The organism is Sulfitobacter sp. HI0040 (assembly GCF_001634885.1).
In the GTDB taxonomy this organism is placed as follows: domain Bacteria; phylum Pseudomonadota; class Alphaproteobacteria; order Rhodobacterales; family Rhodobacteraceae; genus Sulfitobacter.
The window spans coordinates 1-14,408 of the sequence record NZ_LWEX01000246.1 but is presented as its reverse complement, the minus strand read 5'-3'; the positions used below and the strand labels follow the sequence as shown (position 1 = coordinate 14,408).

12 protein-coding genes and 1 pseudogene are annotated in these 14,408 nt (G+C 61.8%); 10 read left to right on the top strand and 3 right to left on the bottom strand.

The genetic code is table 11. The features are described from left to right. The first annotated feature begins 25 nt into the window (after positions 1–25). The 3 genes from A3728_RS13085 (at position 26) to A3728_RS13075 (ending at position 3,036) form a co-directional block, all read left to right on the top strand. Positions 26–856 carry a DUF305 domain-containing protein gene (locus A3728_RS13085; protein WP_067924468.1) on the top strand — a complete coding sequence of 277 codons (831 nt, stop codon included), beginning with the start codon at positions 26–28 and terminating at the stop codon, positions 854–856. A 15-nt stretch (positions 857–871) separates the two neighbouring features. Continuing rightward, positions 872–1,633, top strand: a complete 762-nt coding sequence (locus A3728_RS13080; protein WP_067924466.1) for a glutaredoxin family protein — start codon at positions 872–874, stop codon at positions 1,631–1,633. A gap of 125 nt (positions 1,634–1,758) precedes the next feature. After that, positions 1,759–3,036, top strand: a complete 1,278-nt coding sequence (locus A3728_RS13075) for a multicopper oxidase family protein (protein WP_067924465.1) — start codon at positions 1,759–1,761, stop codon at positions 3,034–3,036. Between the two features lie 84 nt (positions 3,037–3,120). Here A3728_RS13075 and A3728_RS13070 read toward each other — a convergent pair whose 3' ends face one another. Continuing rightward, a complete protein-coding gene (locus tag A3728_RS13070) occupies positions 3,121–3,456 on the bottom strand; it encodes a glycine zipper 2TM domain-containing protein (protein WP_236628006.1) in 336 nt (111 codons plus the stop codon). A 149-nt stretch (positions 3,457–3,605) separates the two neighbouring features. Further along, a complete protein-coding gene (locus A3728_RS13065; protein WP_067924463.1) occupies positions 3,606–5,003 on the bottom strand; it encodes an aminotransferase family protein in 1,398 nt (465 codons plus the stop codon). Positions 5,004–5,398: 395 nt separating this feature from the next. Between A3728_RS13065 and A3728_RS13060 the strand changes: the two genes are divergently transcribed. From A3728_RS13060 to A3728_RS13050, 3 genes are all read left to right on the top strand, one after another. Continuing rightward, positions 5,399–6,406 carry a taurine ABC transporter substrate-binding protein gene (locus A3728_RS13060; protein WP_067924461.1) on the top strand — a complete coding sequence of 336 codons (1,008 nt, stop codon included), beginning with the start codon at positions 5,399–5,401 and terminating at the stop codon, positions 6,404–6,406. A gap of 135 nt (positions 6,407–6,541) precedes the next feature. Beyond that, positions 6,542–7,348 carry a taurine ABC transporter ATP-binding protein gene (locus A3728_RS13055; protein ID WP_067924459.1) on the top strand — a complete coding sequence of 269 codons (807 nt, stop codon included), beginning with the start codon at positions 6,542–6,544 and terminating at the stop codon, positions 7,346–7,348. Continuing rightward, complete coding sequence (locus A3728_RS13050; protein WP_067924457.1) at positions 7,345–8,610, top strand: ABC transporter permease; 1,266 nt, start codon at positions 7,345–7,347, stop codon at positions 8,608–8,610. The genes A3728_RS13055 and A3728_RS13050 overlap by 4 nt, the downstream gene beginning before the upstream one ends. An 87-nt stretch (positions 8,611–8,697) precedes the next feature. Here the strand turns inward: A3728_RS13050 and A3728_RS13045 are convergent, their stop codons facing one another. Then, positions 8,698–10,854: a DEAD/DEAH box helicase gene (locus A3728_RS13045; RefSeq protein WP_067924539.1), complete on the bottom strand. Its 2,157-nt coding sequence runs from the start codon at positions 10,852–10,854 to the stop codon at positions 8,698–8,700. 254 nt (positions 10,855–11,108) lie between these two features. On the opposite strand from A3728_RS13045, the gene A3728_RS13040 reads away from it, so the two are divergent. The 4 genes and pseudogenes from A3728_RS13040 to A3728_RS13025 all read left to right on the top strand — a co-directional run. Then, complete coding sequence (locus A3728_RS13040) at positions 11,109–11,522, top strand: CopG family transcriptional regulator (protein WP_067924537.1); 414 nt, start codon at positions 11,109–11,111, stop codon at positions 11,520–11,522. A 45-nt stretch (positions 11,523–11,567) separates the two neighbouring features. Further along, complete coding sequence (locus A3728_RS13035) at positions 11,568–12,662, top strand: extracellular catalytic domain type 1 short-chain-length polyhydroxyalkanoate depolymerase (RefSeq protein WP_067924452.1); 1,095 nt, start codon at positions 11,568–11,570, stop codon at positions 12,660–12,662. Beyond that, a complete protein-coding gene (locus A3728_RS13030) occupies positions 12,662–13,777 on the top strand; it encodes a C45 family autoproteolytic acyltransferase/hydolase (protein WP_067924449.1) in 1,116 nt (371 codons plus the stop codon). The genes A3728_RS13035 and A3728_RS13030 overlap by 1 nt, the downstream gene beginning before the upstream one ends. 243 nt (positions 13,778–14,020) lie before the next feature. Further along, positions 14,021–14,408: pseudogene (locus tag A3728_RS13025) on the top strand (ImuA family protein); the annotation flags it as partial.

The window sequence follows — 14,408 nt, the reverse complement described above, 5'->3', positions numbered from 1 at the left end:
GTCAATAACATTTCAGGAGGGAACTATGTCCTACTGGCGCTTTTTCGCAATGATCATCACGTCAACCGTCGTCATGTACGGATTGATGTACGCAAATTCGTATTCGATCGAACAGGTCTTCTACAGCGAATCCCGCGTCTACATGGCCCTCTACATGGGCGGCATGATGGCCGTCATCATGCTGGCGTTCATGTTGGGCATGTATTCCAACAAGACTGCGAACATCGCGATATTCGTCGGTGCCGGTATCGTCTTCGGGCTGGGACTTTTCCTGATGCGCAGTCAGGTGACGGTGCAGGATCGTTCATGGATGAGCGCCATGATCCCCCACCACTCCATCGCGATCCTGACCAGTTCCCGTGCTGAAATTACGGACCCCCGTGTGAAAAAACTCGCGGAGGAGATCGTGCTCGCCCAAGATCGCGAGATTGCGGAAATGCGTTATCTGATGGACGACATCGAGCGGAACGGCGAAGCGGGCGATGATTTCCCCTTGGGCAAGACCGATGAACCCGCAGCGGTCGAAAGCATCGATGCCGCGCTTTCCTCGGTCGAGATTGCCGGCGTGCGGCCCTCCCCCCTCACCGAAGAGGAGATCGGGCGCGTGGTTCCTGATGCGACCTGCCGGTTCCGCCGTGCCGTGGATGCCGACCCCATTCTTGCCGTCAGCGGTGACAAAGGTGTCATCAAGGTATCCGGCTCATTGATTGAGCTTGCCCCGGAAGGAACGGACCGCTTCTCGGCGGACAAGGTGAACGTTTCCATCGCGCCCGCCGGGGATGGGACAGACATGATCTTCGACCTGACGACCGATCCGGCGCTGCGTGTCGGGTTCAACGGTTACTGGAATTGCTGATGAGAGGAAGAAACCATGCCAAAGGACTCAGACCAGAAGACAGCAACCCTCTACCGGATGGTGATGGAAGAGCATCTTTGCCCCTACGGTCTCAAGACAAAGGACCGGCTGGAGCGGGAAGGATACGAGGTCGATGACCACTGGTTGACGACCAAGGAAGAGACCGAGAGCTTCAAACGCGAACACAATGTGGAAACGACCCCGCAGGTGTTCATCGACGGTAAGCGCATTGGCGGATACGAGGCCTTGCGCGAATATTTCGGCGATGACGTTCCAGACGAGGATGAGACATCCTATCAGCCGGTCATCGCCATCTTCTCCGTCGCGTTTTCGATGGCGCTTGGGCTGAGCTGGGCGTTCTTCGGCACGATCTTCACCTTGCGCGCCTTCGAATGGTTCATCGCGATCTCGATGTGCTTTCTGGCGGTTCAGAAGTTGCAGGACGTCGAAAGTTTTTCAACCATGTTCCTCAACTACGATCTGCTGGCGCGGCGCTGGGTTCGTTATGGCCGTCTCTATCCCTTCGGGGAAGCGCTGGCGGGTATCCTAATGGTGGCCGGTGCTCTGGTCTGGATTTCCGCGCCCGTGGCGCTTTTTATCGGTACGGTGGGCGCGGTTTCCGTCTTCAAGGCTGTCTATATCGACAAGCGTGAACTGAAATGCGCCTGTGTGGGCGGGTCCTCCAACGTACCGCTCGGCTTCGTTTCGCTCACCGAAAACCTGATGATGGTTTTCATGGGGCTCTGGATGCCTGCCCGCGCCCTGGGGCTTTTCTAAGCCGGCAAAAACCCTCCCAAAGCGGAGAACCCTGCGTGAATGCTTTGCATTTGCGCAGGGTTTCGGCATGAGGGGGTATCTCCTCATAAGAGGACTTAGTGCAGGTAAAGACCCAAGGAGCCTTCATGCTCAGCCGCCGAACCATGCTGCTCTCTCTCGGTGCTGCCGCCTTGCCCATGTCTTCGTTGGCTGGGGTCAAGGCACTTACCCTGCGACCGGGGCCCGCGGGCCTGCAGGTGGGCGGCAAGCAGGTGGAGATGCTTGGGTTCAACGGTTCCTGCCCCGGGCCCGAGATCCGCGTGGCTCAGAACGATACCTTGCGTGTGCGGATCGACAACCGACTACAGGACGGCACTTTGGTGCACTGGCACGGTATCCGGCTGCCCAACAGGATGGACGGGGTGAATGTGCTGACGCAGGATGTGATCATCCCGGGTGAAGCTTTCGACTACGCCTTTCCCGTCCCTGACGTCGGCACCTATTGGTATCACTCGCATTACCTGTCCTATGAGCAGGTGGCACGCGGGCTGTTCGGCCCTCTGATCGTTGAGGAGCGCACGCCCCCCGATGTGGACCGGGACGTCACGGCCATGCTCTTCGACATCCTGCTCGACAATGCAGGCCAGTTCGATGAGGAATTCCCGAGGGAGGATTTCGCCACCCTCGGACGCATGGGTAACGTAAAGACAGCGTTCCTGTCAGCAAAAAGCGTTCGCCTTGGGGACCGTGTGCGCCTGCGCATCATCAATCCTGTTCCCGACCGTATATTCACCTTGGAAGTGACCGGGTTATCCGGGCGCTGCGTGGCTTTTGACGGTATGCCGCTGGCTTCTCCGCTACCGATCGAAACGCTCGTGCTCGCGCCCGGCCAGCGGGTGGATATCATCGGCGATGTGATTGGCGAGGTGGACTTGCGTGACGCCCCCAGCGGTGAGGGGCTAGCCCGCCTTTCCGTTCAAGGTACGCGCGAAAGGCGCACAGATCCTGTGGGCCCGTTGCCGGCTAACCCGGTTCCCCGCCCGGGCAAGATTGCGCAAACTGTCGATCTGGTAATGCAAGGCGGCGCGGGTGGCGGAACGCATGGAGGCTTCGGAACATGGGCGTTCAATGACGTGAGTGGTCTGCCGCAAGCGCCGCTTTTATCGGCCCGCCGGGGCGAAACCGTGCGGTTGCGCCTGCGCAATGAAACCCCGTTCCCGCATGGCATCCATCTTCACGGTCATCATTTCTGGGAAACCGATGCGTCGGGTGACGCCACTTATCTCAGGGACACTACGCTCGTCGCGGCGGGCGATACGGCAGAGGTGCTCTGCGTATTCGACAACCCCGGTGCGTGGATGATCCATTGTCACATGCTGAGCCATCAGGCCGATGGTATGGCGACATGGGTGCGCGTTACTTAAGGAACTTGCCCACAAAGTGGCCCTTCATAACGAAAATGGCCCCGACGCGATGCGGGGCCATTTCCGAATTCTGAAAAGAATCTATCAGGGGCAAGCAGCTGTGTAACGCTGACCTGCGGAGTTCTGATACACGCACTGACCGCTGGCCGAACGGCCAAGGTAGTTACCTGCTGCCGCGCCTGCGGCACCGCCCACCAGCGCGCCGACGACCTGATCGTCATCGCTGGAAACTGCGGCACCGGCTGCTGCACCGAGAGCGGCGCCAGTCAGGGCGCCTTGCTGCTTGGTGAAACCACCGCCGGGGGCGCATGCGCCGAGTGCGGTGATCATCGGAACGACCATAAGAAACTTTGTCATTTTATTCTCCACTTCATTGCTGTTTCTGAAACGCAGGAGAATCCCTTTGGTTCCGAATTTCATGACGGATCGCTCCCGGGATTTTTTCCACCCCTGTTTTCAGGCAGGGGTAGGGGTTCGCTGCGTGTCATGTTCGGGCAAGACAATGCACTAAATAGAGAAGCGCACCCCCGGGTCAACCGGAGATGTGCCTCATGCGCGGAGCGGCGCTTTTACGCCTTGGTGAAAACCCGGCCGAGTGCGCCGTCCACTGCGGCGATGATCTCGTCGATATCGCTCTTTCGCGCAATCAGGGAAGGCGAGAAGCAGAGCGTGTTGTTCCGCCCCGGCAACGAGCGGTTGGTGGCCCCGATGATGACGCCCTGTTCCATACAGTCGCCCACGACTTTCTGGACGAGTTTTTCGGCCACCGGCGCACGGCTGTCGCGATCCTGTACCAGTTCAGCCCCGAGGAAGAGCCCCTTGCCACGGACCTGCCCGATAACGGAGTGCTTGTCGGACAGTTCCTCCAACTGTTCCAGCATGTAGTGGCCCATCTGCTCGGTATTCTCCAGCAGGCCCTCGTCCTCGATGATCCGCATGTTCTCCAGGCCCGCGGTCGGGCCGGCTGTGCATCCGCCGAAGGTGGAGATGTCACGGAAGTAGTTGAGCGGGTCCTCGGCGTTGTCCTTGAACATGTCAAAGACCTCTTCCGTGGTCACGAGGCAGGCAATCGCGGCGTAGCCCGACGCGACTCCTTTTGCCATGGTCACCATGTCCGGCTGGACGCCGTAATTCTGGTATCCGAACCATTGACCGGTGCGCCCGACCCCGCAGACGACTTCATCGATATGCAGCAGCACATCGTATTTGCGGCAGATTTCCTGAACCCGCTCCCAGTAGCCATCGGGCGGGGTGATGACGCCTCCGCCAGCCGTCACCGGCTCAAGGCAGAGCCCGCCAACGGTATCCGGCCCTTCGGAAAGGATGATTTTTTCGATCTGGTCGGCTGCCCAAGTGCCGTAGTTGTCCTCCGGCGCGCCGTCCTGCTCGAACTTGCGGTATTCAAGGCAATGCGGCACCCGCACGAACCCGTCGGTGAAGGGGCCGTATTGGGCGTTGCGCTCGTCCTGTCCGCCGGCTGACAGACAGGAAATCGTGGTGCCGTGGTAATCCCGGTCACGGTAGAGGATCTTGTGCTTCTTGCCGCCATAGCGCTTGTGCGCGATCTGGCGGACCATCTTGAACCCCTTCTCGTTCGCTTCCGAACCGGAGTTGCAATAGTAGACACGGGTCATGCCGGGCATCTTCGAAATCAGCTTTTCGGCGAAGTTAGACCCGGGGATGGAGCCTGCCGAGCCGGCGAAGTAGTTCAGTTTGACCAATTGGTCGCGCACGGCGTTCGCGATTGATTCGCGTCCATAGCCCACGTTCACGGTCCAGACCCCACCCGAGACGGCATCCAGATGTTCCTTGCCGCGCTGGTCCCAGACCCGCATGCCCTTGCCTTCGACGATGATCCGGGGGTCGGTCGTTTCGTAGGGTTTGTGCTGACTTAGGTGATGCCAGATATGCGCACGGTCGGCTTCGACAATGCGGGAGATGTCGTTTTCGCTGAAGTTGCCGTCCATGTCGGAAACCTTTCTATGGGGGAGGTCGGGCAGTCGTTCCGGGCGCGGGGTCCCGGCATTATCGAACCACACTCTCATTTTTGCAAATGTCGTAGGGCCAGAGTTTTCCCTATCGTATGGCCAGTTTAGGTGGCGTAAATCTTTTTGAGACCATCCATCCCATTCCAAGTCTTTGCGGTGCTTGGAAAATTGTCCAGAAAACTAATGAACGCCGCACATCCCGCTTGGCTGCAATGTTCCGAAATGCTTGGAAAAAATCGTTGATTCGGAGCGCCGTATCGTCACTCATTGCACCAGCACCGGGCATGTGCAGTAATGTGCCGGGTCACAAGAGACGGAAAACCGTCCATTCTGACATGATCGCGGTTGCGTGGTCTCAACACGGGAGAATATCAATGACGTTCAAGACTATCCTGAAAGGCGCCGTTGCCGGTGCCGCACTGATGGCCGGATCGCAAGCGGCCTTTGCCGATGCGCATGGCGAGATCACGGTCGCCTATTTCCTCGAATGGCCGATGCCCTTTCAATACGCCAAGGTGAACGGCACCTACGAAGAGGAGATGGGCACGAAAATCAACTGGGTGAGCTTTGATTCCGGCACCGCGATGAGCGCCGCGATGGCCTCCGGTGACGTGCAGATTGCCGTGAGCCAAGGGGTGCCCCCCTTCGTCGTGGCGACATCCGCCGGGCAGGATATCCAGATCGTCGATGTGGCGGTTTCCTATTCGGAGAATGACAACTGCGTCGTGAACAGCGCGTTGGAGATAGACAAGGACAGCGCCGGGGAACTGGCCGGCAAGAAGGTCGCCGTGCCGCTGGGCACCGCGGCGCACTACGGCTTTCTTGAGCAGATGAATCACTTCGGCGTGGACATCAGCAGCATGGAAATTGTCGACATGGCACCGGCAGAGGGCGCGGCGGCCCTGAGCCAGGGTTCTGTCGACATGGCCTGCGGCTGGGGTGGTGCGCTGCGCCGCATGAAGGAAAGCGGCAACGTCCTGTTGACCGGGGCCGAGAAGGAAGAGCTTGGCATTCTGGTGTTTGACGTGACTTCCGCGCCTGCATCCTATGTCGCCGAAAACGGTGACATGGTCGCCAAGTTCCTCAAGGTGACGGCAGATGCCAACGAAATGTGGAATTCCGGCGAGAACATGGAAGAGATGCTGCCCGTCATCGCGAAAGATGCCGGCATGGACGAACAGGCCACCAAGGAAACCATGGCGACGTTCGAGTTTCCGAGTGTCGATGAGCAGCTGGGCGAGAAATGGCTCGGCGGTGGCGGTCAGGAATTTATGAAAGGCGTGGCGAATGTCTTCGTGGAGGCAGGCTCCATCGATGCTGCGCTCGACAGCTACGAAGGCACGGTGAACACCGGACCGCTGAAGTCCGCACAGGGCATGTAAACTGAAGTAGGGCCCGCTGCGCATGGCGCGGTGGGCACTCGATTGACGGACGGTCCCCGGCATATGCCCGGGGGCCGGCTCCCGGCGCACGTCGCCATCCAATCAAATCGCCCCGAGGGGCCCGAAAGCGGACCAATGACCGGATTATCCATACAAGACCTGTCAATGCGCTTCGATCTGCCCGGTGGCGGTGCTGTTCAGGCGCTCAAGGACGTGTCGCTCGACCTGAAGGAGGGTGAGTTGCTCAGCGTGCTCGGCCCCTCCGGCTGTGGCAAGACGACATTGCTCAACATCGTGGCCGGTTTTCTCGCGCCGACCGAAGGCCGGATGACGCTGAATGGCCATGAGATCCACGGCCCGGACGCAGAACGCGGCATGGTATTCCAGCAGGGTGCGCTGTTTGAATGGATGTCGGTGCGCGACAACGTCGGGTTCGGCCCTTCGATGAAGGGCATGCCCAAGAAAGAGAAGGCCGAGATCGTCAATCACCTGCTGGACGTGGTCGGCCTGCAGGATTTCAAGGAAAAGGCCGTTTATGAATTGTCCGGCGGCATGCAACAGCGCGTGGCGCTGGCCCGCTGTCTCGCCAACGATCCGGATGTGATCCTGATGGACGAACCGCTGGGCGCGCTGGACGCACTGACGCGTGAGAAGATGCAGAGCCTCGTGCTCAAGCTGTGGAAGGAAACCGGCAAGACGATCATTCTGATCACCCACTCTGTGGAGGAGGCACTGCTTTTGGGCGAGCGACTGATCGTCATGGCCCCGCGGCCCGGACGCATACACAAGGAATACCGCCTGCCGTTTGCCGAACTGGGCGTGGGGCAGGACCTGCGGGAGGTGAAGAAACATCCCGAATTTGCAGAGCGACGTGAAGAAATCCTCGGTATGATCTGGGACATGGAGGAAGAAATCATGGGTCGCATGGAGGCGAGCGCATGACCATTCTGCTGATCTATATCGCGATATTCACGATCTCTTTCTTTGTCGTCACCAAGCTCGTGCAGACGGCCACGCGGGACTATACCTCGTTGAAGACGGTCACGTTCGGGGACGAATCCGCGGTGCGGCCCAATCGGATCGCCGGTGTCATCTCTGTCCTGACGATCTTTGTGCTCTGGGGGGCGTTCACCGGATCGAAGCTGCTGCCCGAGTTCATGCATGCCCCCGGGCCCTTCGTGGGGGAGACGTCATTCACCTATGTCGCCGAAGCCGAAGACGGCAGCCGCGACGATGCGACCGTGTCATTGGTGGTTTTCCCGCGGGGCGCTGACGTGGACGTTGAGGAGGTGCCGCCGGGGGACGGCTTTGCCAAGAACGATGTGGCCAAGGTGGCGCAGTGGCGCAGTGTGCTGATCCCCTTTGACCGCAATGACGAGATCACCAAGAAGGACGGGGCCCGTATCGTCGAAATAAACGGTGAGCCGGTAGAGCCGGGGTCCTCCGTGACGATCCCGGGCGGCAAGGTCACGCTTTCCGACAAGGGGACGCCCAACTTCGAGCCGCGCACGGGCTGGCAGATGGAACCTCTCTACCTGCCTGCCCCCGAAGAGGTCTGGAACCGGACGCTGCGGATCGCCGATGAAGGTTTCCGCAATACGACCCTTCTTGGCCACCTCGGCTGGTCCCTGTTCCGGGTCATCGCAGGCTTCCTTTGCGGTGCGCTTCTAGGCATTCCACTGGGCTATGCCATGGGGCTGAGCAACTGGTTCCGCGGCTGGTTCGACCCGATCGTCGAATTCATGCGCCCCGTGCCGCCGCTGGCCTTGATCCCGCTGGTGATCATCTGGGCGGGCATCGGGGAGACGGGCAAGATCATCCTGCTGTTCCTCGCGGCGCTCTGGATCATGGCCATCGCGGCCCGGTCCGGCGTGTCGGGAGTCAAGATTTCGAAGGTGCACGCGGCCTATTCGCTTGGTGCCAGTAAATGGCAGATCATGCGCTACGTAATCATTCCCAACTCCCTGCCGGAGATTTTCACCGGGGCGCGGGTGGCCATGGGGGTCTGCTGGGGAACCGTCGTGGCGGCGGAACTCGTCGCCGCCGAAAAGGGCGCGGGCATGATGATCATGGTCGCGTCGAAGTTCCAGAACACCGACATCGTGATCATGGGGATCATCCTGATCGGCATCATCGGCTTCGGCATCGACATGCTGATGCGCTGGGCCGAACGCCTGCTGGTACCGTGGAAGGGCAAGGGCTGAGCACAAGCCGACCCTGCGAGGTAAAGGCCCGCCTCCTTGTCCGAGGGGCGGGCCTTTGCCATTCAAGTCCGGATCACTTGGGCCGGATCATTTCGGGCCGAAGCTGTTCTTGCCACGGCGGGGCACCGCATTCCCGCCAGAGGGGCGCGCAGGCTTGCCGCCGGGTTTTCCTTTGGCCGCCGGTTTCCCGCCCTGCTTGCCGATCTTGTTCGGCGGCGTGAACCGTTTCGACGGGTCCGCCGCGCGGTCATAGGTCTTGGCCGCGGGTTTGCCTTCGGGGCGGTTCGTTTTCGGCTTCCGGGCCGTATCGCCTGCGGGTTTCTCCGTTTTCCAGACGGCTTTGGTTTTCGGTTTCGCCGTCGCCGGTCTGTCCTCCCCCGCTTTGGCACCGGTCTTGGGCTTTGGCTTGGCGCCCGGCTTCATGGGCGACCGTTCGGTCTTGTGCGACTTTGGCGGGCGCTCCCCCTTGGGGGCACGGGGTTTATCGAACTTGGGCTTGCCTTCGGCAGGCCGGTTCGCCCGCGGGGCGGAGGGGGCAGGGGTGTCTTCCTCCCGGGGTTTGCGTTTCTGTTTGTAGGGTTTTTCGGCGCCGTCCCTCGGGCCACCGGGGCGCGGCTTGCGGTCGGGCTTCGGACCGCGTTTGTCCGCCAGGCGCGGTCCGCGCGGCAGATCGGGGGCCTCGTCCAGCCGGGTTACGACCGCGCCGCGCTCCACTGTCATCTCGGGCCCAAGCGCTTTCGCAAATGCTTCCGCTGAAGAGGCGCGGATTTCCACGAAGCTATGGCTGGGCTGAACGCGGATGGCGCCGATATCGTCCTTCGTCAGATCACCGAGACGGCACAGCATCGGCAGCAGGGTGCGCGGTTCGGCCCCGTCGTTGCGGCCCGTGGAGACCGAGAACCAGACCGATGGCCCAAAATCGCGGCGCGGTTTGTCTTCCCCCGGCGCGCCCGGGTCGGTCAGTTCCTCGGGCGCGGACTGGCGCGCGCGGTAGAGGTTCACGAAGGCCGTGGCCAGTTGTTCGGGGGTGAATTGTTCGACTAGCGCGCCGACGAACTCTTCGGCATCCTCGGGGACCGGATCGGACCAGGCGGGGTCGGACAGCAGACGCTCCTGATCGCGTGCGTTCACCTCTGCCGCGGTGGGGGCGGCGGCCCATTCCACCTTCAGCTTCGCCCCGCCAAGCAGCCGGTTCGCCTTGCTGCGCAGCTTGGGGGGCACAATAAGGGCCGAGACGCCCTTGCGCCCGGCTCGGCCCGTGCGCCCGGACCGGTGGAGCAACGTATCGGAGTTCGAGGGCAGGTCCGCATGGATCACCAGCTCGAGGTTCGGCAAGTCGATGCCCCGCGCGGCCACGTCCGTGGCGATACAGACCCGCGCCCGACCATCGCGCAGAGCCTGAAGCGCGTTCGTCCGCTCCGACTGCGTGAGCTCACCCGACAGGGCCACGACCGAAAAGCCGCGGTTGGTAAACCGGGTCGTCAGCCGCGATACCGCTGCCCGGGTATTGCAGAAGACGATGGCGTTCTTCGCTTCGTAGTAGCGCAGGACGTTGATGATGGCGTTTTCGGTGTCGCGCGGGTGTACGTTCAGGGCGCGATATTCGATGTCGCTATGCTGTTTCGTCTCGCCCACCGTGGTAATGCGCTGCGCATCCCGCTGATAGGATTTCGCCAGCTTGGCGATTGCTGCAGGCACGGTTGCGGAAAAGAGCAGGGTGCGGCGGTCTTCGGGGGCTTCGGAGAGGATGAATTCCAACTCATCCCGGAAGCCGAGGTCGAGCATTTCGTCCGCCTCGTCCAGCACCACGGCGCGCAGATTGTCCATATCGACATTGCCGCGTTTGATGTGGTCGCAAAGCCGCCCGGGCGTGGCCACGACGACATGCGCCCCCCGTTCCAGCGCCCGCCGCTCGGTGCGGCTGTCCATACCGCCGACGCAGGTCGTGACGACCGCGCCCGCCTTTCCATAGAGCCACGTCAACTCGCGGCTCACCTGCATCGCCAGTTCACGCGTGGGTGCGATGATCAGGGCCAAAGGCGCGCCCGCCGGACCGAAGGTTTCGCTCTCTCCCAAAAGGGTCGGCGCGATGGCAAGGCCGAAGCCCACCGTCTTGCCCGAGCCGGTCTGAGCAGAGACCAGCAGATCCTGATCGGCCAGCGCGGGATCGGTCACTGCCGTCTGTACGGCGGTCAGGGTCTCATAGCCCTGCTGGGCAAGCGCGTCGGCTATCGTCTGGATCAAGGGATCGTCCTGTTCTGCGGGGCCTGCCGCGAAATTCGGGCCATCTGCGCCCAAGCGGCGCGAATCTGCGTGTCGGTAAGGGGTGGCGGCCTGAATGTACACAGTTTCCTACGCATATCGGACTTGCCGGAAATGGCTGATCCCACCCCGTGCCGCGATCGAAGAAAAAACGACCCAGCGTCGATTTTCGTACAAAAGAGGGTTGCGGGATGGCATATGACATCCATATACCATCCACATGGATGGAGTTTGAGATGAATGTCAGGCAACTGCGCGACAAGACGCCGGAAAGCGAAAAGATCACCATAAACCTCGGATATGTGGATCTGGGGCGGGTGGACCTGTTGGTTCAGGAAGGATTTTACCAAAACCGGACGGATTTCATTCGGACGGCGATCCGCAACCAATTGGCTACCGAAGGCGCGCAGGTCGAAAAGTCCATCGAGCGGCACACGCTCGAACTCGGCCTGCGGGACTATGATGCCACCTACCTTCAGGGTCTGAAGGACAAGGGCGAGGTGCTTCATGTGAAGGTCGTTGGACTGGCGCGCATCGCGTCTGACGTAACGCCGGAACTGGCCCGTGCCACGATCGGCTCGCTCACCGTGTTGGGGGCCTTGCAGGCTTCGAAGGAAGTTAAGGCCGCACTGGCCGACAGGATCATGTGATCCGCCGCCCTTCGGGCGTTTCGTAACGAGAGCAGGATGAAATCGATGAAGAAGTTTGACACGACTGCCATGGGGCAGGCGACGGATGCCGTACGCGCAGGCGATCTGATGGAAGCCACCCGGCTTATTCAGGCCGCACTGGGCAATGGCAGCGGTCAGGGTTCCGCCCCCGGGCAGACGAACCCTATGCCGCAGCGAAACGCGCTGCCCGATATGAATGCCGTGCTGAAGGGCCTGCCCCGCGGCGGTGCCTTCAACACGCGGATGCCTTCGTTCAAGCCGCGGCTGAAGAAAGGCGCGCGCCGGATGGCACACGGCATGGGCGGTGAGAGTTTTTCCTGCGATGCAGGCAGCCGCGATTACGTGCTGCATCTGCCGAAGGGGCGTGAAACCGCGCCGACGGGGCTCGTGATGATGCTGCATGGCTGCACGCAGAACCCGCATGATTTCGCAGCCGGGACGGGGATGAACGCGCTGGCGGATCGCCACGGCTTTGCCGTCGTCTACCCCGGCCAATCGCGGGAGGCGAACATGCAATCCTGCTGGAACTGGTTCAATCCGGCCAACCAGCAGCGCACCGGCGGCGAACCAGAGATACTGGCCGGTCTGGCGCAGAAAATCATCGGTGATCACAAGATCCCGGCGGACAAGGTCTTCGTGGCCGGGCTTTCCGCCGGGGCCGCAATGGCGGTGATCCTTGGGCAGACACATGGCGATATCTTCGCCGGGGTGGGGGTTCATTCCGGTCTGCCTTATGGCGTCGCGACGGATGTGGCTTCGGCGTTCGGTGCCATGGGCAATTCCGCCGCCCAGGGCGGGAAGGAGAAGGCCAAGCGCACGATCGTTTTCCATGGCACGGCGGATGGAACGGTTCATCCCGCTAACGGGGATGCAATCGCAGCGCGGCAGGTCGAACTGTCCGGGGCGGTGCGCATCAGCGAGGAAATCGCCGGCGCACGCAATGCGCGGCGCGATGTGGTGCGCGACGAAAACGGTGTTCCCGTGCTGGAGCACTGGGTGGTGAACGGTCTGGGCCATGCGTGGTCCGGGGGGCGGAGCGAAGGCAGCTATACCGACCCCGAAGGTCCGGATGCGAGTGCCGCGATGGTACGTTTCTTTTTCAATGATGAGGTGAAGTGATGAGTTCTCTGCAGTTCGATGCGGTCCGCGAGGACAAGGCAGGCCCCAAATGGGCAAAACGCTGGGCCCGGTCCTGGCCGTCGTACGAGGCGTGGTTCATTGCACGGGGCGGCGATAACGGCCCCACCCGTGCGGAGTGTGAGGCCGCGCTGCGCGAACATATGCCGGAACTGGTGCCCGTCTGGCGGCGGCTGGTGATGTTGGCGGGCAATGGGGATCGGGCGGCCCGGTTCCTGTCCACCTGGTGCCCGCCCAGCTATCTGGGTGGCTGTTCGCTGGCGGCGGCGTCCAACGGGGATACCGTGCGGCTGGTGCGGAACTACGACCTGTCGCCGGACCTGAACGAAGGCCTGTTGCTGCGCACGGAATGGACCGGGGAGCCCGTGATGGGCATGGTCGAATTCCTCTGGGGCCTCTCGGATGGCGTGAACGCCCGCGGCCTGTCCGTGGCGCTGGCCTACGGGGGGCACAGCGTGGTGAAGCAGGGCTTCGGCATCACCACGATCCTGCGCTATCTGCTGGAAACCTGCGGCACGGTGGAAGAGGCGATTTCGGTCCTGCGCCGGGTGCCGTCGCATATGGGCTACAACCTTGTGCTGGCCGATGCGGGCGGAGCAACCGCCAGCGTGGAGGTCATCGCGGGGGGCGGGATCGCCCTGATGCCCAAGGCCATCGCGACTAACCATCAGGAAGTGACCCCGCCGGAAAGGGCGGAGTTCACGGCCACCTACAAGCGGCACGCTCATCTGGAGATGGTTCTGGATACAGCACCCGATCCGCGCCGCCTGCGGGATCAGTTTCAGGCCGAACCCCTGAAGCAGAGCAACTACGCGCAGGGGTTCGGCACGCTTTTCACGGCGGAATACGACCCGGCGCGGGGGGCGATGGAGCTGATCTGGCCGGGCGAAAGCTGGGCGCAGACGCTTGAGAGCTTTGCCGAAGGAACGCGCGTGATCTCTTACGAGGCAGCGGCGGCGGGCGGGAGCGCTTATGACAGTGCACAGGCAGCGGAAGCGGCCCGCGCCTGGGTCGGGTTTGCCGATCTCGACGGATGCGCGGCTTGGTCCACGGCGGATTGGGTGGCCTTCGGTCAGTCCTTCGCGACCCGTTACTGAGCGTTTAGGTTTGTATGCGCGACGGGGGGCGATGTTTCGCCCCCCGTTCCTTGTGGGGCAACAGGATTCGGCGGAACGCATCTGTCATGTTCCGCAGGCGGAAAAATTTGACGACCCCCGTCTTCCCGGCAGTTTTGCGAGGAATTGCGCATACTTAGCGAAAAGCGAAGGACGAAGTGGAAAACCCGGTCGTCACGGGCTATCTTTTCAACTAGAACAAATAGTGAACATATGGAGGGATGCATGATGACCGATTCCCCTTTCGGGCAGGTGATTTCCCTGTCCAGCAAGCACTTCGTGCAAGAGGTTCCGACCCCTGCGGCCGGGGGAAGCATGCTGCGCGACGTTCTGGCGGGCGGGCCGTTCGATGCGGCGGTTTCCGCCTTCGTCCTGTCCTGCCTGCCCGACAGCGCGGCGCCGGTGCTCTGGGTGCAGGACCGTATGTCCCGGCGCGAGAACGGGCGGCTCTATGGGGCCGCCCTGCGCGGGTTCGGCTTTGCGGGGCAGGTGTTGCGGGTCTCTGTGAGCCATCCGCGCGATGTGCTCTGGGCCATGGAGGAGGGGGCCGCCTGCGGGGGGCTGGCCGCCGTGGTGGGCGAAATCCATGGCGCGCCCGAAGTGCTGAGCTTTA